The organism is Aeromonas sp. MR7 (assembly GCF_963899385.1).
Classification (GTDB): Bacteria; Pseudomonadota; Gammaproteobacteria; order Enterobacterales; family Aeromonadaceae; genus Aeromonas; species Aeromonas bestiarum.
On sequence record NZ_CAWQXH010000053.1, the window covers coordinates 69,433 to 90,375 of the forward strand.

General features: G+C 61.4%; 19 protein-coding genes and 1 tRNA gene. 13 read left to right on the plus strand and 7 right to left on the minus strand.

All coding sequences use genetic code 11. The annotated features are described in order from the left end of the window. Nucleotides 1-171: 171 nt before the first annotated feature. The 8 genes from AACW87_RS22075 to AACW87_RS22110 all read left to right on the plus strand — a co-directional run bounded on the left by AACW87_RS22075 (nucleotide 172) and on the right by AACW87_RS22110 (nucleotide 7,896). Nucleotides 172-1,533 carry an aspartate aminotransferase family protein gene (locus tag AACW87_RS22075; protein WP_241326179.1) on the plus strand — a complete coding sequence of 454 codons (1,362 nt, stop codon included), beginning with the start codon at nucleotides 172-174 and terminating at the stop codon, nucleotides 1,531-1,533. Between the two features lie 54 nt (nucleotides 1,534-1,587). Further along, nucleotides 1,588-2,685, plus strand: coding sequence for a polyamine ABC transporter substrate-binding protein (locus AACW87_RS22080; protein ID WP_277606850.1), 1,098 nt, complete (start codon nucleotides 1,588-1,590; stop codon nucleotides 2,683-2,685). A gap of 141 nt (nucleotides 2,686-2,826) precedes the next feature. Then, nucleotides 2,827-3,888, plus strand: a complete 1,062-nt coding sequence (locus AACW87_RS22085) for a polyamine ABC transporter substrate-binding protein (RefSeq protein WP_241279475.1) — start codon at nucleotides 2,827-2,829, stop codon at nucleotides 3,886-3,888. 75 nt (nucleotides 3,889-3,963) lie between these two features. After that, a complete protein-coding gene (gene potA, locus AACW87_RS22090) occupies nucleotides 3,964-5,118 on the plus strand; it encodes a polyamine ABC transporter ATP-binding protein (protein WP_042870317.1) in 1,155 nt (384 codons plus the stop codon). Continuing rightward, the gene (locus AACW87_RS22095; protein WP_043142812.1) at nucleotides 5,115-6,020 is read left to right on the plus strand and encodes an ABC transporter permease subunit; all 906 of its coding nucleotides are present in this window, start codon (nucleotides 5,115-5,117) and stop codon (nucleotides 6,018-6,020) included. The genes potA and AACW87_RS22095 overlap by 4 nt, the downstream gene beginning before the upstream one ends. Further along, nucleotides 6,017-6,859 (plus strand): ABC transporter permease subunit, encoded by an 843-nt coding sequence (locus tag AACW87_RS22100; RefSeq protein ID WP_043142811.1) that lies wholly within the window; start codon nucleotides 6,017-6,019, stop codon nucleotides 6,857-6,859. The genes AACW87_RS22095 and AACW87_RS22100 overlap by 4 nt, the downstream gene beginning before the upstream one ends. 89 nt (nucleotides 6,860-6,948) lie before the next feature. Beyond that, entirely contained in the window at nucleotides 6,949-7,665 is a 717-nt protein-coding gene (locus AACW87_RS22105) for an MOSC domain-containing protein (RefSeq protein ID WP_241326180.1), read from the plus strand. 154 nt (nucleotides 7,666-7,819) lie between these two features. Beyond that, nucleotides 7,820-7,896 (plus strand) — tRNA-Pro (locus AACW87_RS22110). Nucleotides 7,897-8,161: 265 nt separating this feature from the next. Here AACW87_RS22110 and AACW87_RS22115 read toward each other — a convergent pair. Both AACW87_RS22115 and AACW87_RS22120 read right to left on the minus strand, forming a co-directional pair. Then, entirely contained in the window at nucleotides 8,162-8,689 is a 528-nt protein-coding gene (locus tag AACW87_RS22115) for an AbiTii domain-containing protein (RefSeq protein ID WP_042870309.1), read from the minus strand. Between the two features lie 123 nt (nucleotides 8,690-8,812). Then, the gene (locus tag AACW87_RS22120; RefSeq protein ID WP_021138466.1) at nucleotides 8,813-9,277 is read right to left on the minus strand and encodes a thioesterase family protein; all 465 of its coding nucleotides are present in this window, start codon (nucleotides 9,275-9,277) and stop codon (nucleotides 8,813-8,815) included. A 133-nt stretch (nucleotides 9,278-9,410) separates the two neighbouring features. Here AACW87_RS22120 and recQ point away from each other — a divergent pair, with 133 nt between their 5' ends. Beyond that, nucleotides 9,411-11,234, plus strand: coding sequence for an ATP-dependent DNA helicase RecQ (recQ, locus tag AACW87_RS22125; RefSeq protein ID WP_241326181.1), 1,824 nt, complete (start codon nucleotides 9,411-9,413; stop codon nucleotides 11,232-11,234). 93 nt (nucleotides 11,235-11,327) lie between these two features. Here the strand turns inward: recQ and AACW87_RS22130 are convergent, their stop codons facing one another. Continuing rightward, entirely contained in the window at nucleotides 11,328-11,627 is a 300-nt protein-coding gene (locus AACW87_RS22130; RefSeq protein ID WP_043142796.1) for a c-type cytochrome, read from the minus strand. Nucleotides 11,628-11,731: 104 nt separating this feature from the next. Between AACW87_RS22130 and AACW87_RS22135 the strand changes: the two genes are divergently transcribed. From AACW87_RS22135 to AACW87_RS22145, 3 genes are all read left to right on the plus strand, one after another. After that, entirely contained in the window at nucleotides 11,732-13,159 is a 1,428-nt protein-coding gene (locus AACW87_RS22135) for a protein adenylyltransferase SelO (RefSeq protein WP_241326182.1), read from the plus strand. A gap of 10 nt (nucleotides 13,160-13,169) precedes the next feature. Further along, on the plus strand, nucleotides 13,170-13,457 hold the full coding sequence (locus AACW87_RS22140; protein WP_043142791.1) for a DUF3630 family protein: 288 nt from the start codon (nucleotides 13,170-13,172) through the stop codon (nucleotides 13,455-13,457). Between the two features lie 169 nt (nucleotides 13,458-13,626). Beyond that, nucleotides 13,627-14,301: a 7-cyano-7-deazaguanine/7-aminomethyl-7-deazaguanine transporter gene (locus tag AACW87_RS22145; RefSeq protein WP_241326183.1), complete on the plus strand. Its 675-nt coding sequence runs from the start codon at nucleotides 13,627-13,629 to the stop codon at nucleotides 14,299-14,301. Nucleotides 14,302-14,573: 272 nt separating this feature from the next. On the opposite strand, the gene rraA is transcribed toward AACW87_RS22145, so the two are convergent. Next, complete coding sequence (gene rraA, locus AACW87_RS22150) at nucleotides 14,574-15,059, minus strand: ribonuclease E activity regulator RraA (protein WP_021138460.1); 486 nt, start codon at nucleotides 15,057-15,059, stop codon at nucleotides 14,574-14,576. A gap of 146 nt (nucleotides 15,060-15,205) precedes the next feature. On the opposite strand from rraA, the gene AACW87_RS22155 reads away from it, so the two are divergent. Continuing rightward, nucleotides 15,206-17,059 carry a methyl-accepting chemotaxis protein gene (locus AACW87_RS22155; protein WP_241326184.1) on the plus strand — a complete coding sequence of 618 codons (1,854 nt, stop codon included), beginning with the start codon at nucleotides 15,206-15,208 and terminating at the stop codon, nucleotides 17,057-17,059. Between the two features lie 71 nt (nucleotides 17,060-17,130). Here AACW87_RS22155 and mgtE read toward each other — a convergent pair whose 3' ends face one another. From mgtE to nirC, 3 genes are all read right to left on the minus strand, one after another. Further along, the gene (mgtE, locus tag AACW87_RS22160) at nucleotides 17,131-18,555 is read right to left on the minus strand and encodes a magnesium transporter (protein ID WP_021138458.1); all 1,425 of its coding nucleotides are present in this window, start codon (nucleotides 18,553-18,555) and stop codon (nucleotides 17,131-17,133) included. Between the two features lie 152 nt (nucleotides 18,556-18,707). Further along, on the minus strand, nucleotides 18,708-20,114 hold the full coding sequence (gene cysG / locus AACW87_RS22165; RefSeq protein WP_241326185.1) for a siroheme synthase CysG: 1,407 nt from the start codon (nucleotides 20,112-20,114) through the stop codon (nucleotides 18,708-18,710). 12 nt (nucleotides 20,115-20,126) lie between these two features. After that, the gene (nirC, locus tag AACW87_RS22170) at nucleotides 20,127-20,933 is read right to left on the minus strand and encodes a nitrite transporter NirC (protein WP_241326186.1); all 807 of its coding nucleotides are present in this window, start codon (nucleotides 20,931-20,933) and stop codon (nucleotides 20,127-20,129) included. Nucleotides 20,934-20,943 lie beyond the last annotated feature (10 nt).

Sequence of the window (20,943 nt, forward strand, 5' to 3'; positions counted from 1 at the left end):
GGCTGCGTGCTTGCCACGCGCCGCCCAGATACGGGGAGGCCGATGACGGCCTCTCCTGCTCATATGGAATCAACACACTGCTCGTGAGTGGCAGTGACAGTGAGCGCGCCAGCCGCCCTCACCGACGGACGAAAGATTCTCGCTTAAATCGAAGGAACCGAGGAGCAAGCAATGAAGCAGACCACACGTGAGTGGCAACAGCTGGATGCCAGCCACCACCTGCACCCCTTTACCGATTTTCAGGCGCTCAACAAAAAGGGCAGCCGCATCATCACCAAGGCCGAAGGTATCTATCTGGAAGACTCTGAAGGCAAGCGCATTCTGGACGGGATGGCGGGCCTCTGGTGCGTCAACATGGGCTACGGCCGACAGGAGCTGGTGGACGCCGCCACCAAACAGATGCAGCAACTGCCCTACTACAACCTCTTCTTCCAGACCAGCCACCCGCCTGCGGCCGAGCTGGCGACCCTGCTGGCCGAGATCACCCCTTCCCATCTCAATCACGTCTTCTTCACCGGCTCGGGCTCGGAGTGCAACGATACAGTGCTGCGCATGGTGCGCCACTACTGGGCCAGCAAGGGGCAACCGGACAAGCAGGTGATCATCAGTCGCCACAACGCCTACCACGGCTCTACCGTGGCGGGTGCCAGCCTGGGCGGCATGAAGGGCATGCATGCCCAGGGCGGCCTGCCCATTCCCGGCATAGTGCACATCGATCAGCCCTACCACTTCGGTGAGGGGCAGGGGATGAGCGCCCACGAGTTCGGTCTGGAGCGTGCCCGCCAGCTGGAGCAGAAGATACTGGAGCTGGGAGTGGACAAGGTCGCCGCCTTCATAGGCGAGCCCATCCAGGGGGCCGGCGGCGTCATCATTCCGCCCGACAGCTACTGGCCCGAGATCCAGCGCATCTGCGATCACTACGGCATCCTGCTCATCGCCGACGAGGTGATCTGCGGTTTCGGTCGTACCGGTCACTGGTTCGCCAGCGAAGGGTTTGGGATCAAGCCGGATCTCATGTGCCTGGCCAAGGGGATCACCTCCGGCTATTTGCCGATGGGGGCCGTGATGGTGGGCGACAGGGTCGCCAAGGTGCTGGTGGAGGAGGGGGGCGAATTCAACCACGGCTTCACCTATTCCGGCCATCCGGTGGCCTGCGCCGTGGCCATCGCCAACATTACGCTTATGCAAAACGAGAGCATAGTTAAGCGAATTCATGATAACATCGGCCCCTATTTGCAGCGCCGCTGGCGTGAACTGGCCGACCATCCGCTGGTGGGAGAAACCCGTGGCAAAGGCCTGGTGGCCGCGCTGGAAATAGTGCAGGACAAACAGACCAACAGCCGCTTCCCGGCTGGGCTGCAGGCCGGTATGACCTGCCGGGAGTTCTGCTTTAACAATGGCTTGGTGATGAGGGCTGTCGGCGATACCATGATCATATCGCCCCCCTTGGTGATCACCGAGGAACAGGTGGATGAATTGGTCAATCTGGCCAGGCTCAGTCTGGATCTGACGGCTGCAAAGCTGAAAGGGTAGGCGAGTGCCGGGCAGGTTGGCTTGCGCATACAATTTGCTTAGGAGACAAGGACTATGTCTTTCAAAACGGGAATGATTGCCGCTTCCGTGGCGCTGGTCATGATGAGTACCGGGGCGATGGCCGAGGACAAGGTGTTGCACGTCTACAACTGGAGCGACTATATCGCGCCGGATACCCTGGAAAACTTCCAGAAAGAGACGGGCATCAAGGTGGTATACGACGTGTTCGACAGCAACGAGGTGCTGGAAGCCAAGTTGCTGGCGGGCAGCTCGGGCTACGACATAGTCGTGCCGTCCAACCCCTTCCTGGCCAAGCAGATCAAGGCGGGCGTCTTCCAGAAGCTGGACAAGTCCAAACTCTCCAACTGGAAAAACCTGGATACCTCCTTGCTCAAGGCACTCGAACCGAGCGACCCGGGCAACCAGTACTCCATCCCTTACCTGTGGGGCACCATTGGCTACGCCTACAACGCCGAGAAGGTGAAAGCCGTGCTGGGCAAGGACGCGCCTGTGGACTCCTGGGACCTGGTGTTCAAACCGGAGAACATGGCCAAGTTGAAGGAGTGTGGCGTCTCTTTCCTCGACTCACCGACCGAAATGCTGCCGGCTGCCCTGCAATATCTGGGCTTCAAGCCGGATAGCCAGAAGCCGGATGAGCTGAAGAAGGCAGAGGCACTGTTCCTCTCCATCCGTCCCTATACCGCCTACTTCCACTCCTCCAAGTACATCTCGGATCTGGCCAACGGCAACCTGTGCGTCGCGGTCGGTTACTCCGGTGACTTGCAGCAGTCCAAGGCGCGGGCGGCGGAGGCCAAGAACGGTGTGGCGCTGACCTACACAATTCCGAAAGAGGGGGCTGGCAGCTTCTTTGACATGCTGGCCATTCCGGCCGATGCCAAGAACGTCGAGGCCGCTCACACCTTCATCAACTACCTGATGAAGCCGGAAGTGATCGCCAGCATCACCAACGTGGTGCAGTTCCCGAACGGCAACAAGGCAGCGACCCCGCTGGTGGATGAGCCTATCCGTACCGACCCGGGTATCTACCCGAACGCGGAGACACTCAAGAAGATCTACACCTTCCCGGATCTGCCGGCCAAGGTGCAGCGTCTGATGACCCGCAGCTGGACCAAGATCAAATCAGGTAAATAAGTGACGAGTACCCCTCCCGGTCCGCAGTTCGGCCGGGAGGGTGGTGACAACCCGACAGGTTGAACGGCGCGTATGGATGCGCAGCTGGCATACCAAAAAACATGAGGACTGAGATACGTGCACACAACCAAGATAGTGACTATGGCCCTGGCGCTGGGGCTGGCAAACGTGGCCCAGGCAGCCCCTGTGGTTCATTTTTACAACTGGTCCGATTATATCGGCGAGACCACCCTCAGCGACTTCCAGCAGGCAACCGGGATCCAGACCGTCTACGACGTGTTTGATTCCAACGAGACCCTGGAAGGCAAGCTGCTGACCGGACGCACCGGTTACGATCTGGTGGTGCCTTCCAACAATTTCCTGGCCAAACAGATCAAGGCGGGGGCCTTCCAGAAGCTGGATCCTGCCCTGCTGCCCAATCTGGCCAATCTGGATCCCGTGCTGCTCAAGCAACTCGACAAGGTGGATCCGGGTCATCAATACGCCGTGCCCTACCTGTGGGGCACCAACGGCATCGGTTACAACGTGGACAAGGTCAAGGCCGTGCTGGGAGTCGACAAGATTGACTCCTGGGCCATGATATTCGAGCCGGAAAACATGCAGAAGCTGGCCCGTTGTGGCGTCGCTTTCCTCGATTCGGCCGACGAGATGATACCGGCGGCGCTCAACTACCTCGGGCTCGACCCCAACAGCCAGGATCCGGCCGATCTCAAGCGTGCCGAGAGCCAGCTGCTCAAGGTGCGGCCGTATGTGGCCTACTTCCACTCCTCCAAGTACATAGGCGATCTGGCCAACGGCGACATCTGTGTCGCGGCCGGCTTCTCCGGTGACATATTGCAGGCGGCGGCCCGTGCCGACGAGGCGGGCAAGGGGATCAAGATTGCCTACAGCATCCCGAAAGAGGGGGGCAACCTCTGGTTCGACATGATGGCGATCCCGACGGATGCCACCAATGTGAAAGAGGCGCACGCCCTGATCAACTACGTACTCCAGCCCGAAGTGATCGCCAAGGTCAGCAACCATGTGGGCTATGCGAATCCCAATGCCAAGGCGGGAGAGTACATGGACGAGAGCGTGCGCAATGACGAGTCCGTCTATCCACCCCAGGCGGTGCTGGAACGGCTGTATGTGCAGCAGGCACATCCCCGTGCGGTGCAGCGTCTGATCACCCGGAGTTGGACCAAGATCAAGTCCGGAACCTAACCTTGGCGCCCATCCTGGGGCGCCAGACTGTTTTATGGATCGGCCCAGGCCGGTATCACGTTTGGGAGTTTGGTAATGGCGATAGCCTCCAGTGCCTACAAGAAAGCCCTCGAGGGCAACCAGCAGCGCAAAGAAGTGCTGGTGAAGATTGACAGGGTAAGCAAGCAGTTCGATGAAACGCTGGCGGTCGACAACGTGTCACTCAACATCCACAAGGGTGAAATCTTCGCCCTGCTGGGGGGATCCGGTTCCGGCAAGTCGACCCTGCTGCGGATGCTGGCGGGATTCGAGCGCCCCACCGAGGGGCGCCTGTTCCTCGATGGCGTCGACATCACCGACATGCCGCCCTATGAACGTCCCATCAACATGATGTTCCAGTCCTACGCCCTGTTCCCCCACATGACGGTGGCGCAGAATATCGCCTTCGGCCTCAAGCAGGATGGCCTGCCCAAGGCAGAGATCGATGCGCAGGTCGAGGAGATGCTCAAGCTGGTGCAGATGACCCAGTATGCGCGCCGCAAGCCGCACCAGCTCTCCGGTGGCCAGCGCCAGCGGGTGGCACTGGCCCGCTCGCTGGCCAAGCGCCCCAAGCTGTTGCTGCTGGACGAACCCATGGGGGCGCTGGACAAGAAGCTGCGTTCCAGGATGCAGCTCGAGCTGGTGGAGATCATAGAGCGGGTCGGCGTAACTTGCGTCATGGTGACCCACGATCAGGAAGAGGCCATGACCATGGCCGAGCGGATCGCCATCATGCATCTGGGGTGCATCGAGCAGATCGGCAGCCCGATGGACATCTACGAGACCCCGGCCAGCCGGCTGGTGTGCGAGTTCATCGGCAACGTCAACCTGTTTGACGGCCTGCTGGTGGAGGATGAGCAGGACCACGCCACCATCGCCTGCGCCGATCTGGAGCAGCCCATCTACGTGGGCCACGGCATCAGCTCCCGCGCCGAAAACAAGAAGGTCACCTACGCCCTGCGGCCGGAAAAACTCTTGATGAGCACCCAGAAACCGACCGAGATCGAGCACCCCGATTTCAACTGGACCAAGGGTGAGGTCTATGACATCGCCTATCTGGGCGGTCACTCGGTTTATCACATCCAGCTGCCTTCGGGCAAAATCGTGCAGGCCTTCATCGCCAATGCCGAACGCCACGGCAAGCGGCCGACCTGGGATGACCAGGTGTTCCTCTATTGGGAAGATGACAGCGGCGTGGTGTTGCAATCATGAAGGCATTGAGACGACTGAAGCGACTGGGCGGGCGCCAGCTGGTGATCGGCGTGCCCTTCTTCTGGCTGTTCCTCTTCTTCCTGCTGCCCTTCATCATAGTGGTGAAGATCAGCTTCGCCGAAGCGGATGTGGCTATCCCGCCCTACACGGACGTGGTGAGCTGGGCCGACAATCAGCTCACCATCTTGCTCAACATGGGCAACTACCTGCTGCTGCAGGAGGATGAGCTCTACATAGCGGCCTATCTGGGCTCCCTCAAGATGGCCTTCGTCAGCACCCTGCTCTGTCTGCTGATAGGCTATCCCATGGCCTATTCCATTGCGCGGGCCAACAAGGAGACCCAGACAGTTCTGCTGCTGCTCATCATGATGCCGACCTGGACCGCGATTCTGATCCGGGTCTACGCCTGGATGGGGATCCTCAGCAACAACGGCCTGCTCAACAGCCTGCTGATGGGCATTGGCCTGATTGACGAGCCGCTGACCATACTCAACACCAACCTGGCGGTCTATATCGGCATCGTTTACTCCTACCTGCCGTTCATGGTGCTGCCGCTCTACGCCAACCTGGTCAAACACGATCAGAGCCTGCTGGAGGCGGCCTCCGACCTCGGTGCCCGCAATCTGACCCGCTTCTGGCGGATCACGGTACCGCTCTCCAAGAACGGCATCATAGCCGGCTGCATGCTGGTGTTCATCCCTGTGGTGGGCGAGTTCGTGATCCCGGAACTGCTTGGCGGCCCCGAGACCCTGATGATCGGCAAGGTGCTGTGGCAGGAGTTCTTCAACAACCGTGACTGGCCGGTGGCGTCTGCCCTGGCGGTGGTGATGCTGGCGGTGCTGATAGTCCCGATTATCCTGTTCAACCGCAACCAGGCCAAAGAGCTGGAGGGTAAAGTATGAGGCGCTTTGGTTTTGCCAAGCTGATGCTGTGGCTGGGGCTGCTGTTTATCTACCTGCCCATGGTCATCATGGTGATCTACTCCTTCAACGCCTCCAAGCTGGTGACGGTATGGGGGGGCTGGTCGCTGAAGTGGTACTTCGGCCTGCTCGACAACAAGCAGTTGATTGGCTCTGTGTTGCGCTCGCTGGAGATCGCCTTCTATACCGCCATTGCGGCGGTGGCGCTGGGGACCATGGCGGCCTTCGTGCTGACCCGGATCCCGCACTTCCGCGGTCGCACCCTGTTCGGGGGCCTGGTGACGGCGCCCCTGGTCATGCCCGAAGTGATCACGGGTCTGTCGCTGTTGCTGCTGTTCGTGGCCATGGCCCAGCTGATTGGCTGGCCGGCCGAGCGGGGCATGCTGACCATCTGGATCGCCCACACCACCTTCTGCACCGCCTACGTGGCGATCGTGGTGTCGGCGCGCCTGCGGGAGCTGGATCTCTCCATCGAGGAGGCGGCCATGGATCTGGGGGCCAAACCCTGGAAGGTGTTCTTCCTGATCACCATCCCCATGATAGCCCCCTCGCTGGCGGCCGGCGGCATGATGTCGTTCGCCCTGTCGCTGGATGATCTGGTGCTGGCGAGCTTCGTCTCGGGTCCGGGCGCCACTACCTTGCCGATGGAAGTCTTCTCGGCGGTGCGGCTCGGGGTGAAACCCGAGATCAACGCGGTAGCAAGCCTGATCCTGCTGTCGGTGTCACTGTTCACCTTTGGCAGCTGGTATCTGATGGCCAAGGCGGAGAAACGCCGCCGTGCCGAGATCGCCATGACCACCCAGATGCAGGCCGTCGCCTGACCCCGGGGCGGTTGACGCCGCAACACGGCTTGCACCAAAGCGTCAACAGCCCCTAAGATCCGCATTCTCTCATCCATCAGGAGAATGGAATGCGGATCTCCCTCTTTATCGGCCAGAGCGCCGAGATGAATGCCGAACTGGCTCCCGCTCTCGTCAGTGCCATCGACAAGCATGTGGCAGGCAATCCCCTGTGGTGCAGTTTTTCTGGCCTGGAGGGAGATGAACAGAGCGACCGGCGCCATCACGGCGGCCCGGATCGCGCACTGCACTACTATCCCGCCGATCACTACCCCTGGTGGCACAACTGGCAAGCGGCGCTGGGCCTGGCAGCACCACGCACGCCCTGGCAACCCGCCGCCTTTGGCGAGAACCTGTCCGGTCTCGGGCTGACCGAGGTTGAGGCCTGTATCGGCGATGTCTATCGACTCGGTGAGGCGCTGATCCAGATAAGTCAGCCGAGATCCCCCTGTTTCAAGCTCAACCAGCGTTTCGGCTATGGCCAGATGTCACAGGTGATGCAGCTCAATGGTCGTTGCGGCTGGCTGTTGCGGGTGCTGGAGGAGGGAACGGTCGCACCGCAAGAGACGATGGAACTGGTCGACAGGCCCTATCCCGCCCTGACGGTGAAGCGCACCGCCGATATCCTGTTCAATCAGCTACGGGACGAAGCGGATCTGCTGTTGCTGCTGGAGAATCCGGCGCTCTCTCCCAATTGGCGCCAGCATGCGGCCAACTGGCTGGAACATGGAGTGGTGGCCGACTGGCGTCGCCGCTTGCTGGGGCCGGCCGAATTTCAGCTTCCCTAGGATGGGTTGGAAAAATGTCACGTCCCTGCACCCTTTCTGTGAACCCGGTGCCAAAGCGCTGAATAGTTGAACGAACGGCCATTTTTTTCCCTTAAAACACAAAAAAGGCTTGTGTCATGTCGGGGCATTAGGTAAATTCTCGCCCCGCAGACATCGGTGTGTAGCGCAGCTTGGTAGCGCACTTCGTTCGGGACGAAGGGGTCGGAGGTTCGAATCCTCTCACACCGACCATATTAGAAAAGGCCGCTCAATGAGCGGCCTTTTCGCATCTGGATTTTGCCGATCCCGGTACGGAATATCTTGCTGGTGGTGGCATATCGATACCGCTGTGGCTTTCTTGCTCATCTATCCGGCTGCCGTCGTGGTGCGCAGACATTAAAAGGGCCACCGCTCGGTGGCCCAGGGTGGAGCCTGATCCTGACTCCGGCACTCTAGATTGTGGCAATCTCGCTATGGGTCTTGTCTATGGTGCCCTCCTTGCGCCCTAGGCGCTTACTCAGATATGCCAGTGCTGATGCCGCAATGCCTTGAAGCTGTGTTGAGGTTGCAAGGCCGCGTGCTTGGGGTACTCACTAATGAAATGTTCGATTCCCTCCATCAGTTGTGAACGTAATGAAGACACGGGCTCATGCCAGGCTTGCAGGCATAGATGGCCGGGGATCAACTGCTCCTGATAATCTTCCAGCAGCTGCTCTGGCCAGGGTTCAATACCGGAATTGCGTTGCAGTAGATAATGGGCGGCGGGTTCACGGGCATAGATGAACTGAATCTGGGCCAGATCGCGTTGGCATAGCGTTTGACTGTTGATATGACAGGTCAAATATTTTCCCGTCTTCAGATCCAAGAAGTGACCGCGTTGCCGACAGGCTACGATGCGATACCAAGGCAGGGGCGAACAGAGAGAGTATCCCTCAAGCTCCTGTTCCAGCCAGTGGCGACACTCGGGTGTCTGCACCTCGTCGAGCATGGACTCGAGCTGTGTCAACAAGGCTCTGGATGGTTTGGTGGCCAGTTTCGCACTCATCGCCTGCAATCCTCCCTCTGCACACAATCCCGAATTTCAGTATGGACCCGCGGGCGGCAGAGGGGGTAAGGATTCTAATGATTAAAATCAGATTAGCAGCGTGGTTTTTATGCAATGGGTGAGTCAGCCCACCAGATAGGTGCCGGTACCGAAGGCGATGTGGGTGCCCTCTTCGTTGTGCAGCTCCATCCGGGCGACGGCAACCTTGCTGCCGGCGCGGATGATGTGGGCGGTGGCGATGAACTCGTTGCCGCGGCCCGGGCGCAGGTAGTCCACCCGCAGATCTATGGTGCCGAGGCGGGAGAAGCGCTCCTTGAGGTAGTTGGGGGAGAAGTCTTCCAGTTCGTCGATGCAGGAGGCGGCGACTATCATGCCGCCGGCCACATCCAGCAGGCTGGCGGTGACGCCGCCGTGCAAGATGTTGTGGAAGGGGTTGCCGATCAGCTTGTCATCCATCTTGATGCGCAGCTCCACCTTCTCGAAGTCGTAGTGGGTCACCTGCATGCCAATCAGCTTGTTGAACGGCATCCGCTCGGCGAACAGGTTGGCAATGCCACTGAGCGCCATCTTCTTCAGCATGTGTTTCATTCTCTGATACCGATCCCTGTCATCAAAGCCGAGTAAAAACTCCAGCCAGTCTGCAACACTTCCTTAACAGTCGCAATGGCAGGTTTATTGTGAGCGGCGGCTGCTTTAGAATGGCGACCCCAAAGGAGAGCCCATGACCGTCATTGCCGAAACCTTGCCCGATACACCACTTGCCTTGTTGCAGGCGGTATTCGGCTACCAGCAATTTCGGCCGGGCCAGCTGGAGATCATCGAGCAGATAGTGGCGGGACGCGATGTCATGGTGCTCAAGCCCACAGGTGGCGGCAAGTCACTCTGCTTCCAGATCCCGGCGCTGCTGCGACCCGGGCTGGGCGTGGTGGTCTCCCCGCTTATCTCGCTGATGAAGGATCAGGTCGACAGCCTGCGCGCCAACGGTGTGGCGGCCATCTACATCAACTCGGCCCTGAGCCGGGAGGAGATGATCCAGAACTTTGCCGCCATGCGTCGCGGCGAGATCAAGCTGCTCTACGTCTCCCCCGAGCGCTTGTTGCAGCACGAGTTCATGGATCGGCTGGCGGAGCTGCCGCTCGGCCTGTTTGCCATCGACGAGGCCCACTGCGTCTCCCAGTGGGGTCACGATTTTCGGCCGGAATACGCGGCGCTCGGACGGCTCAAGCAGTGGTTCCCCCAGGTGCCCGTGGTGGCGCTCACCGCCACCGCCGACGAGGCGACCCGCAGCGATATGCTGCACCGGTTGGAGCTCAATGATCCCTTTATCCACACCGCCAGCTTCGACAGGCCCAATATCCGCTACAGCCTGGTGGAGAAGTTCAAGGCGGCGGAGCAGTTGCTGCGCTATGTGCAGAGCCAGAAGGGCAACTGCGGCATCGTCTACTGCTCCAGTCGCAACCGGGTGGAGGAGGTGGCCGAGCGTCTCTCCCGCCACGGCAGCAAGGCCGCGCCCTACCACGCCGGTCTGCCCCTGGCCCAGCGCCAGCAGACCCAGGATGCCTTCCTCAAGGACGACATCGAGATAGTGGTGGCGACGGTGGCGTTCGGCATGGGTATCGACAAGCCCAACGTGCGCTTCGTGGTGCACTACGACATCCCCAAGAACATCGAGTCCTACTATCAGGAGACGGGCCGGGCCGGCCGCGATGGCACGCCCGCCGAGGCGCTGCTGCTGTACGATCCCGCCGACATAGGCCGGGTGCGCCGCCTGCTCGACAACATAGAAAACCCCCAGCAGTTGCAGGTCGAGCAGTACAAGCTCAACGTGATGGCGGCCTTTGCCGAGGCGCAGACCTGCCGTCGCCAGGTGCTGCTCAACTACTTCGGTGAATACAACGACAAGCTGTGTGGCAACTGCGACATCTGTCTGGATCCGCCCAAGAGCTACGACGGCACCGAGGATGCCCAGAAGGCGCTCTCCTGCGTCTGGCGGGTGGGTCAGAACTTCGGGGTGGGTTACGTGGTGGAGGTGCTGCGCGGCTCCCTCAACCAGCGCATCAAGGATCACGGCCACGACAAGCTGTCGACCTACGGCATCGGCAAGGATCAGAGCCACGAGTACTGGATGAGCGTGATCCGCCAGCTGATCCACAAGGGGCTGCTGACCCAGAACATCACCCGCAATCTGGTGCTGCAGCTGACCGAGGCGTCCCGCCCCGTGCTGCGTGGCGAGATGAAGCTGGAACTGGCGGTGCCACGGCTGCAGCCCATCTCCAGTCGCAAGGAGAAGCGCAACGGCCTGCTGGACAACGCCAACTACGACAAGCGGCTGTTCAAGGAGCTGCGCGGCCTGCGCAAACAGATTGCCGAGGATGAAGAGGTGCCGCCCTACGTGGTGTTCAACGATGCGACCCTGGTGGAGATGGCTCAGCTGATGCCGATGACCGAGGCGGAGATGCTGGCGGTCAATGGCGTCGGGCATCGCAAGCTGGAGCGCTTCGGTGAAGCCTTTATGGACCTGATCATCGACTACTGCCGGCGGTAGGGTCGATTAGAGAAGCCTAATCGACCCTAGCAGGTGCACTCCTGGATGAGGGCACATCAGGAGTGGGGCGCCCGTCCGCCGGGCGCCGAGAGGTTATTTCAAGCTGGCGTAATAGGCCGCCAGGTTCTCCATGTCGGCCTCGGTGAGCGGCGCCATGAAGGGCAGCATCAGGGGTTCCTTGCGACTGCCCTCCTTGAAGGCTTTCAGCTGTTTCACCAGATAGGCGGCATTCTGGCCGGCCAGATGGGGATAATTGGGGATCAGTGCCTTGCCCTCGACCCCATGGCAGGCGGAGCAGACCGCCGCCTTGGCCTTGCCCGCCTCGATATCGGCCGCCTGGGCCTGCCCCCACAACAACATCAGCAGGGGCAGGGCGCCCAACCATCTTTGCATCTTCTTCTCCTTGAAATGAAATAGCGCGATCGCCTGTTAGCCGAACTCGGCCGACGGCGGTATAAAGAGTGACACGAGCATACGCAGGGACGAATCGCACTACCATGAAGCTGATCAACACTTTCGCCACCGAACTGCCCTGGGCCTGTGAGCCAGTGGCCCCCCAGCCGCTGCGCGAGCCCAGCTTGCTGCACCTCAACCACGGCCTGCTGAACGAGCTGGGACTGGGCGATGTCGGCGCAACAGACTGGCTTGCCTGTTGTGGTCTGGGCCAGCCGCTGCCCGGCATGCAGCCGGTGGCCCAGGTCTATGCGGGTCATCAGTTCGGTGGTTACAGCCCGCGGCTCGGTGATGGCCGTGCGCTGCTGCTGGGGGAGCAGCTGGCACCGGATGGTCAGGGCTGGGATCTGCATCTGAAGGGGGCGGGCAAGACCCCCTTCTCCCGCTTCGGTGATGGTCGTGCCGTGCTGCGCTCCAGCATCCGCGAGTATCTCGCCTCCGAGGCGCTGCATGCCCTCGGCATTCCCACCACCCGGGCGCTGGTACTGGTTGGCAGCCAGGAGCCTGTCTACCGGGAACAGGAAGAATGCGGGGCGACAGTGCTGCGCACAGCCCCGAGCCACCTGCGTTTCGGTCACATCGAATATTTCGCCTGGAGCGGGCAGGGAGAGAAGATACCGCTGCTCATCGACTATCTGCTGCGTCACCACTTCCCCGAGCTGAACAACGGGGCCGAACTGTTTGCCGAGGTGGTGCGGCGCACCGCGCGGCTCATCGCCAAGTGGCAGGCCGCCGGTTTCTGCCACGGCGTGATGAACACCGACAACATGTCGCTGCTTGGGCTGACCCTGGATTACGGCCCCTACGGTTTCATCGATGCCTATGTGCCGGACTTTGTCTGCAATCACTCGGATCCGGGTGGCCGCTACGCGCTGGATCAGCAGCCGGCGGTGGGTTACTGGAACCTGCAGAAGCTGGCGCAGGCGCTGGCGGACCATGTGGACGGCGAGGCCCTGGCCGCCGCGCTGGCCCAGTATGAACATCAGCTGATGCTGCACTACTCCGAACTGATGCGCGCCAGGCTCGGGCTGGCGGTGTGGGAAGAGGAGGACCCGGCGCTGTTCCGCGAGCTGTTCCGGCTGCTGGCGAGCCAGGGAGTGGACTATCACCTCTTCCTGCGCCGGCTGGGTGAGGTTACTCAGCAGGGGGATTTGCCCGCCTCCCTGCTGGCACTGCTGCCGGATCCTGGGCTCTGGCAGCAGTGGCTTGCTCTCTATCGGGCGCGACTGGTGCGGGAGGGAAGCGAGGATGCCGCCCGCAAGCGGCGGATGGACGCAGTCAATCCCAAGTATGTGCTGCGCAATACCCTGGCCCAGCGGGTGATCGAGGCTGCCGAGCAGGGCGACATGGCGCCGTTCGAGCGGTTGTTTGCGGCCTTGCAGCACCCCTATGACGAACAACCCGAGTATGACGACCTGGCGACACCGGTTCCCCAGTGGTATTGCGGTGGCGAGCTTTCTTGCAGCAGTTGAGGGATGAGAGATGAATTGGCGTGTAACGCGGACAGACATTGAGTCGGCCGTGCTGATGCTGGATTGCCCCGGACTCTGCTGGGATACCTTCCCGGCACTGGCCGAGGCCTTGCTGCAGGAGTGGGAGCTCAGGCTGCTCGACAGGGAGTGGGGCGCCGATCGCCACGGCTGGTTGCTGGAATTTGAAGGCAGCCAGCTCAGGCTGGAGTATGAACACCATAGCGGTTGCTGGCTGACGGCGGTACAGCCGGTCGATCGCGAGGTCTTGCTCTGGCTTGGTCGCCAGCATAGAGGCTGAACGGGCTGTTTGGGGTGCATGACCTTGCCCTTCGATGACAATGGCCACTGGTCGAATCAACAGCATAAAGATTGAACTATCAGTTGGGGGGCGTATAATCCCGCCCCTCAATTATCGCCAATGGTGGCGGTATGGGTTCCCTAACCCCATTAACCAAAAAGGTCACAATATGCATTTGACCCCTGCTCAGCACCAGACGGCGCTGGTGCGCCTCTCGTTGTTCCACATCCTGATCATCGCCAGCAGCAACTACCTGGTGCAGCTGCCGATCACCATCTTCGGCTTCCACACTACCTGGGGTGCCTTCAGCTTCCCGTTCATCTTCCTGGCCACCGATCTGACGGTGCGGATCTTTGGTGCCGGTCTGGCGCGCAAGATCATCCAGACCGTGATGCTGCCTGCACTGGCTGTTTCCTATGCGCTCTCCGTGCTGTTCTTCGAGGGCAGTTATCAGGGCATGGGCAATCTGGCGGAGTTCAATCTGTTCGTGGCGCGTATCGCGCTGGCCAGTTTCATGGCCTATCTGGTGGGCCAGTTCATGGACGTGGTGGTATTCAACCGGCTGCGGCTGCTCAGGGCCTGGTGGGTGGCGCCAGCCGCCTCGACCCTGTTCGGCAACCTGGTGGATACCATCGCTTTCTTCAGCATCGCCTTCTGGCGCAGCACGGATCCCTTCATGGCCGAGCACTGGGTCGAGATCGCAACCGTGGACTATGTATTCAAGTTGCTGATAAGCCTTGGTTTGTTTGTGCCTCTCTACGGCGTCTTGCTGCGTTATCTCAGTCGCAAGCTGGTGGGCGAGGCCGGATTGGCCGGTCTGCAAACGGCGACGCGCCAGGCCTGATGCAATTGACCACCCCAGCGGTGGTCAATTTTTTTGCACGTTTGGCAAATAAGAGTTGCTTAGTTAAATGAGAATGATTATTGTTAACTTGTTTTCCGGGAAAGACTTCATTCGTTCCAACGTGATGGACTTCTTGTGAAGGCACGACATTGCTCACATTGCTTCCAGTTATAGGGCCAGTTCTTCTGGCCCTCTTTTTTTGCTTTTTTCAGCAAGTTGCAGCCATAAAAAATGGGAGCCAAGGCTCCCATCGTCACAACTCAGGTTGCGGTTTACTCGATATCGAGCGCCTCAGGGGAGAGGATTACCCCTGTGGTGTCTGCGTAGAGATGATCATCCGGCAGGAAGGTGACGCCACCGAAGTTGACCGGCAGATCCGTCTCCCCCACGTCCTTGCTGTCGGCGCCCACCGGAATGGCGGCCAGTGCCTGAATGCCGATATCCAGATCTTCCAGGATGTCGACCTCGCGCACGCAGCCGTAGCAGACGATGCCTTCCCACTCGTTCTCGGCTGCCGTAGTGGCGATCTCGCTGTCGATCAGGGCACGGCGCATGGAGCCACCGCCATCGATCAGCAGCACGCGGCCGACGCCGTTCTCCTTGACCAGTTCACGGATCAGGCCATTCGATTCGAAGCATTTGACTGTGGTGATGACGCCGCCGAAAGAGGCGCGGCCGCCGAAGGAGCAGAGCATGGGTTCGAGCACATCCACCATGTCCTGATAGATGTCGCACAGTTCTGAAGTGTTGTATTCCATAGTGTCAAATCCACGGCTGGAAACAGGTGGGATCCAGTATAAGGAGTGGGACTGGCATTTCAATGAATATTCCTTGAACAACAACAGGGATGGCGTTTTCTGCATAAGCTCAATGCAGTTCATTCCTTGTTCGTGAGAGGTCCATCGTGCTGATCCGTCATAAGTTGATCCTGAACACAGTGCTGGTGGCCATTGCCATGCTGGTGCTGAGTGGTTTGTTTCTCTATTCCAGCCAGGTGAGTCGCCATCTGACAGAAGCCCAGCGCAACGTGGATGCGCTCGAGATTGCCATGCTGAACCTGCGGCGGGCCGAGAAGGATTTCCTGATCCGCAAGGATCTGGCCTTCGTCGATCGCTTCAACCAGGGGCTGGCCGATTTTCACAAGCTGGACCAGACCCTGAGTGCCGATGACAACCTGAGGGCCGTGAACGGCGAGCTGGCCCGGCTGGATCAGCAGATGGGGGCCTATGGCAAGGCCTTCAACGATCTGGTGGCGCAGCAACAGACCATAGGGCTGGGGCCGGAAGATGGTCTCTACGGCCGTCTGAGGGCGGCTGTGCATCAGGTCGAGGAGGGGCTCAAGCAGCTGGATCAGCAGGGGTTGATCATCACAATGCTGCAGCTGAGGCGGGCGGAGAAAGACTTCATGCTGCGCTCCGACATCCAGTATCTGGAGCGTTTCCAGACCTTGCACAAGAGCTTCCAGGAGAGCCTGGCGACGCTGCCGGAGGCGGACCGCGGCAAGCTGGAACAGGCCAGCCTGCAGTATCGGCAGGACTTCGTCGCCCTGGTGCAGGGCATGCAAGTGCTGGGGCTGAAAGAGGATGAGGGGCTGCGCAACCAGATGCGGGACTTGGTGCATCAGACCGAGCAGGGCTTCACCGCACTCGGTCAGCACATAGCCGACGAACTGGTGCGGCAGACCTCGCGCCTCAACAGCCTGATGCTGGTCTGCGGCGGCGTCATCATAGTGCTGATCGGCATCATGAGCATCTTGCTGGGCCGCAGCATAGACAGGCCGATTTCGCGGGTGAACGACACAGTCAACCGCATCCGCCAGGACAACGACCTGCGCCTCAAGATAGAGCTGCAAGGGGCCGACGAGATGGCCCAGCTGGCAGGCAATCTGGACGTGATGCTGGGGGGCTTTCGCCATCTGATCGGCGATGTGAAACAGAGCGTGCACACCCTGACCGAGGCGGCGGATCACCTCTCCAGCAACGTCAGGCGCACCAGCGAGGGGGCGTCACGCCAGTTGCAGGAAACCGACATGGTGGCGACGGCCTCCACCGAGATGGGCTCCACCATAGAGGAGATAGCCCGCAACACAGAGCAGGCCGCCAACAATGCCCAGGCCACCAACAACAAGGCGATGGAGGGGCGCACCGCGGTCGAGAACACGGTTCGCCAGATCCGCTCGCTGGCTGGCAATCTGGAGAGCTCCTCCCAGGAGGTGGCCCAGTTGCAGAAAGAGAGCGAGACCATAGGCTCCGTGCTGGACGTGATCCGCGGCATCGCCGAGCAGACCAACCTGCTGGCGCTCAATGCGGCCATCGAGGCGGCGCGGGCTGGGGATCAGGGCCGTGGTTTTGCGGTGGTGGCGGACGAGGTGCGCAGCCTTGCCATCCGAACCCAGAAGTCGACCCAGGAGATAGCCGGCATCATCAGCTCGCTGCAGAAGCAGACCGGCAGCATAGTGGGCATGATGGCGACCTGTCGCGAGCAGGGCAACAGCAGCTCGGAGCAGGCCAGCACGGCGGGTGAGCTGCTGGGGCAGATCACTCAGGATGTCACCCACATCATGGACATGAGCACCCAGATAGCCGCGGCCATCGAACAGCAGAGTCTGGTGGCCAACGAGGTGAACCGCAACGTCAACAACATCCGCGACATAGCCCAGGAGTCGAGCCTGATGGCGGAGGAGAATGCCAAGTCCAGCCAGGGCCTGACCGAGCAGGCCAAGTTGCTCAATCAGGCGGTAGCCAAGTACCGGGTCTAGCGGCCAGACCCCTGGAACAGCAAAAAGGGAGCCGTGCAGGCTCCCTTTTTCATCGAGACGACTCGCTCTAGCTAGATGAGGAACAGAGTCGCCAGCCCGAGGAAGATGAAGAAGCCGCCGGTGTCCGTAATGGCGGTGATCATCACGCTGGCACCGATCGCCGGATCCCGACCGAGACGTGACATCGTCATGGGGATGATGACCCCCATCAGGGCGGCGACCAGCAGGTTGATCATCATGGCCAGCGTCATCACGGCGCCCAGCGCCGCATCCTGATAGAGGGCATAGGTGGCCAGCCCCATGGTACCGCCCCACACCAGACCATTGATCAGTGCCACCCCCAGCTCGCGCCACAGCAGGAAGGAGACGTTGCCCGCCTGTATGTGCTGCAGCGCCAGCGCCCGCACTATCATGGTGATGGTCTGGTTGCCGGTGTTGCCGCCGATCCCCGCGACGATTGGCATCAGGGCCGCCAGCGCCACCAGTTGCGATATGGTGTGCTCGAACAGGCCTATGACGCGGGAGGCCACGAAGGCGGTACAGAGGTTGATGGCGAGCCAGGCCCAGCGGGTCTTGACCGCCTTGTTGACCGGGGCGAATACGTCTTCATCTTCACTGATCCCCCCCATGCGGCGCAGATCCGTGTCGCTCTCCTCATACACCAGATCCACCACCTCGGCGACTGTGAGACGGCCCATCAGCTTGCCGCGGCCGTCGATGACGGCGGCGGAGACCAGATCGTCCCGCTCGAAAGTTCGGGCCGCCGCCTCGTCGTTGTCTTCCGGATCAAAGGTGACCGGATCCCGCTCCATCACCTCGCCGACCAGGGTCGCCGGCTTGTGCAGCAGCACAGTGGTGAGCGGCAGCTCCCCCTGCAGCCGGTTGCGCCTGTCGATGACGAACAGCTTGTCGGTGTTGACGGGGATCTTGCCGCGCAGGCGCAGGTAGCGCTGCACGGTCGCCAGGCTTACCTCGGCGCGTACCGTGATGAGCTCGAAGTCCATCATGGCGCCGACCGTGTGCTTGCCGTAGCGGATCACCTCCCTTACCTGGTCGCGCTGGGGGGGCGCCATGGAGGTGAGCAGTCGGCCCATCAGGTTGCGGGGCAGGTATTGGCCCAGATAGATCTGATCGTCTATGTCCAGGGTGCGCAGGGCGTGCAGCAGCGCCTTGTCGCTCATGCCGCTGATCAGGCTGTCCCACACAGTCTCCGAGGCCTCAACCAGCACCTGGCCATGTTTCTCCGGGTCTACCTGCTGCCAGAGCACGTGGCGCTCATCCGGCGGCAGGGATTCCAGCGCATCGGCGATGTCGGCGGCCGGCAGGCTGTTGACCAGTCGCGTCAGCTCGCTGGTCTGATCCCGCAGCTCGGCATCCTGTACCGTCTGCGGATCCAACAGGCTGTCGGTGAGGGCATCATCGGCCAGCAGCAGGGTGAGAATGCGCGATCTGTCTTGTTCACGCTGCTTGGCGCTGTTCTTGACGGGGAGAGACATGAAACAGAATTCCTGAATTCGGTTGGCCGGATGACCTTCCCCATAGGATACCAGACTCAAAACAAGAGGTTATGACCATGAATGCGGTAAGTGCGGATAAAAAAACCGCCACCATGGTGGTGACGGTCTCAATGGCGAGGCTGACGGCCGGCTCAGGCCAGTGCGGCGGCCTGCGAGGAGGCACCAGTCTGACCGAACCAGGCGAGCTGGTCGGCCAGAGTGACGACTGATCCCACCATGATGAGGGCGGGGCTCTCGACGCCGACCGCCAGCTCGGCCAGTTGATCCAGGGTACCGCGAATGACCCGCTGGCTCGGCTGGGTGCCGCGCTCGACCAGGGCCACCGGGGTGGAGCCCTCCTTGCCGTGCGCCATCAGTTGCTCGCGGATCGTCGGACAGGAAGATAGCCCCATATAGAACACCAGAGTCTGCTTGTCCCGGGCCAGCAGGGGCCAGTCGAGATCCTGGGTGCCGCCCTTGCCGTGGGCGGTGACGAAGCGCACGCTCTGGGCGTGATCGCGGTGGGTCAGCGGAATGCCGGCGTAGGCGGCGCAGCCGCTCGCCGCCGTGATCCCCGGCACTACCTGGAAGCCCACGCCGCTGCCGACCAGGGTCTCCAGCTCCTCACCGCCACGGCCGAAGATGAAGGGGTCGCCCCCTTTCAGCCGCACCACCCGTTGCCCCTTCCTGGCTTCCTCCAGCAAGAGTTGGTTGATACCCTCCTGGGGCACGCAGTGGTTGCCCGCCTGCTTGCCGACGAAGATGCGCTTGGCATCGCGCCGCACCAGGGCCATCACCTCGTCCGATACCAGCCGGTCATAGACCACCACGTCCGCCTGCTGCATTTGGCGCAGGGCGTGCAGGGTGAGCAGGCCGGGATCACCGGGGCCGGCACCCACCAGGATCACCTCACCCTGGCTTACCCCTTCCTCGGCGAACAGGTTGTCGGCCAGCTGGTTGGCAGCCGCCTTGTCGCCCCGTGCCAGCGCCTGACCGAGCCGGTCGGCGCCGAGCAGGCGCTCCCAGAACTGGCGGCGCTCCCCCATGGTGGCGAAGCGGGCCTTGACCCGCTCCCGCAGGCCGCCGGCGAAGGCCGCCACGGCGCCGAGGTGCTGGGGCAGCAGGGCTTCGAGCTTCTCGCGCAGCAGGCGGGCCAGCACCGGAGCTTTGCCGCCGGAGGAGATGGCCACCATCAGCGGCGAGCGGTCGATGATCGATGGCATGATGAAGCTGGAGCGCTTGGGGTCATCCACCACGTTGGCGAAGATGCCGGCCTGGTTTGCGCTCTGGTACACCAGTGCATTGACCTCGCGCCTGTCGGTGGCGGCCACCACCAACCACTTGCCCGCCAGCTGCGCCGGCTCGAATTCACCGGCCAGCCAATCGATAGTCCCGGCGTCGGCCAGGGCAGCCAGCTCGGGATCGAGCTCGGGAGACACCACAGTCAGGCGGGCACCGGCGTCCAGCAGCAGGCGCGCCTTGCGCTCCGCCACGTCGCCGCCGCCGACCAGCAGCACGGGTTTGTTATCGAGTCGACAGAAGATGGGCAAGTAGTCCATGGGACCTCCGGATCAGGCGGTTTGAGTCTGGCTGGTGGTGTTCTCGGTCACGGCAACCGGGCGCTCCGCCTTGGGGGTGGCATACCAGTAACCCAGACCCATGAAGAGGGCGCCGGAGACGGTATTGCCGAGGGTCACCCACAGCAGGTTGTGACCGATGCCGCCCAGGGTATAGGCGTCTGAGTGAGCACCAAACCAGGAGAGGGCGAACAGGGTCATGTTGGCGACCGAGTGCTCGTAGCCGGAGGCGATGAAGGCCAGCAGGCACCACCAGATGGCGATGAACTTGGCCGCGCCCTCGGTGCGCAGCGCCATCCAGATGGCGAGGCAGACCAGCCAGTTACAGAGGATCCCTTTCATGAACAGGGTCAGGGCCGGTGCCTGGGTCTTGGCCAGCGCCACCTTGTGGGCCAGGCTGCCCGCGTCCGGCAGCAGGCTGCCGCCGTAGGAGTAGATCAGCGCCACCGCGATGGAGCCGAGCAGGTTGCCGGCCCAGGTCTGGGGCAGGATACGCAGCAGATCCCCCATGGTGATTTTGCCCGTCTTCACCCCGAAGGTGAGGAACATGGTGTGGCCGGTGAACAGCTCGGAGCCGGCGATGATCACCAGGGTCAGGGCTATGCCGAAGGTGGCCCCCATCACCAGCGGACGCACGCTGGGATCCACCAGGTTGCCCAGGGTGAAGATGAGGATGATGCCGAGGCCCACATAGGCCCCTGCCATGGCGGAGCTGAGCCAGAAGCCGAGCTTGTCATCCCGCTCGAAGCGGTTGATGCGGGCCGCGTTGGCGGCGCACTTGTTGATGCTGTCGTTATACATGTTGATTCTC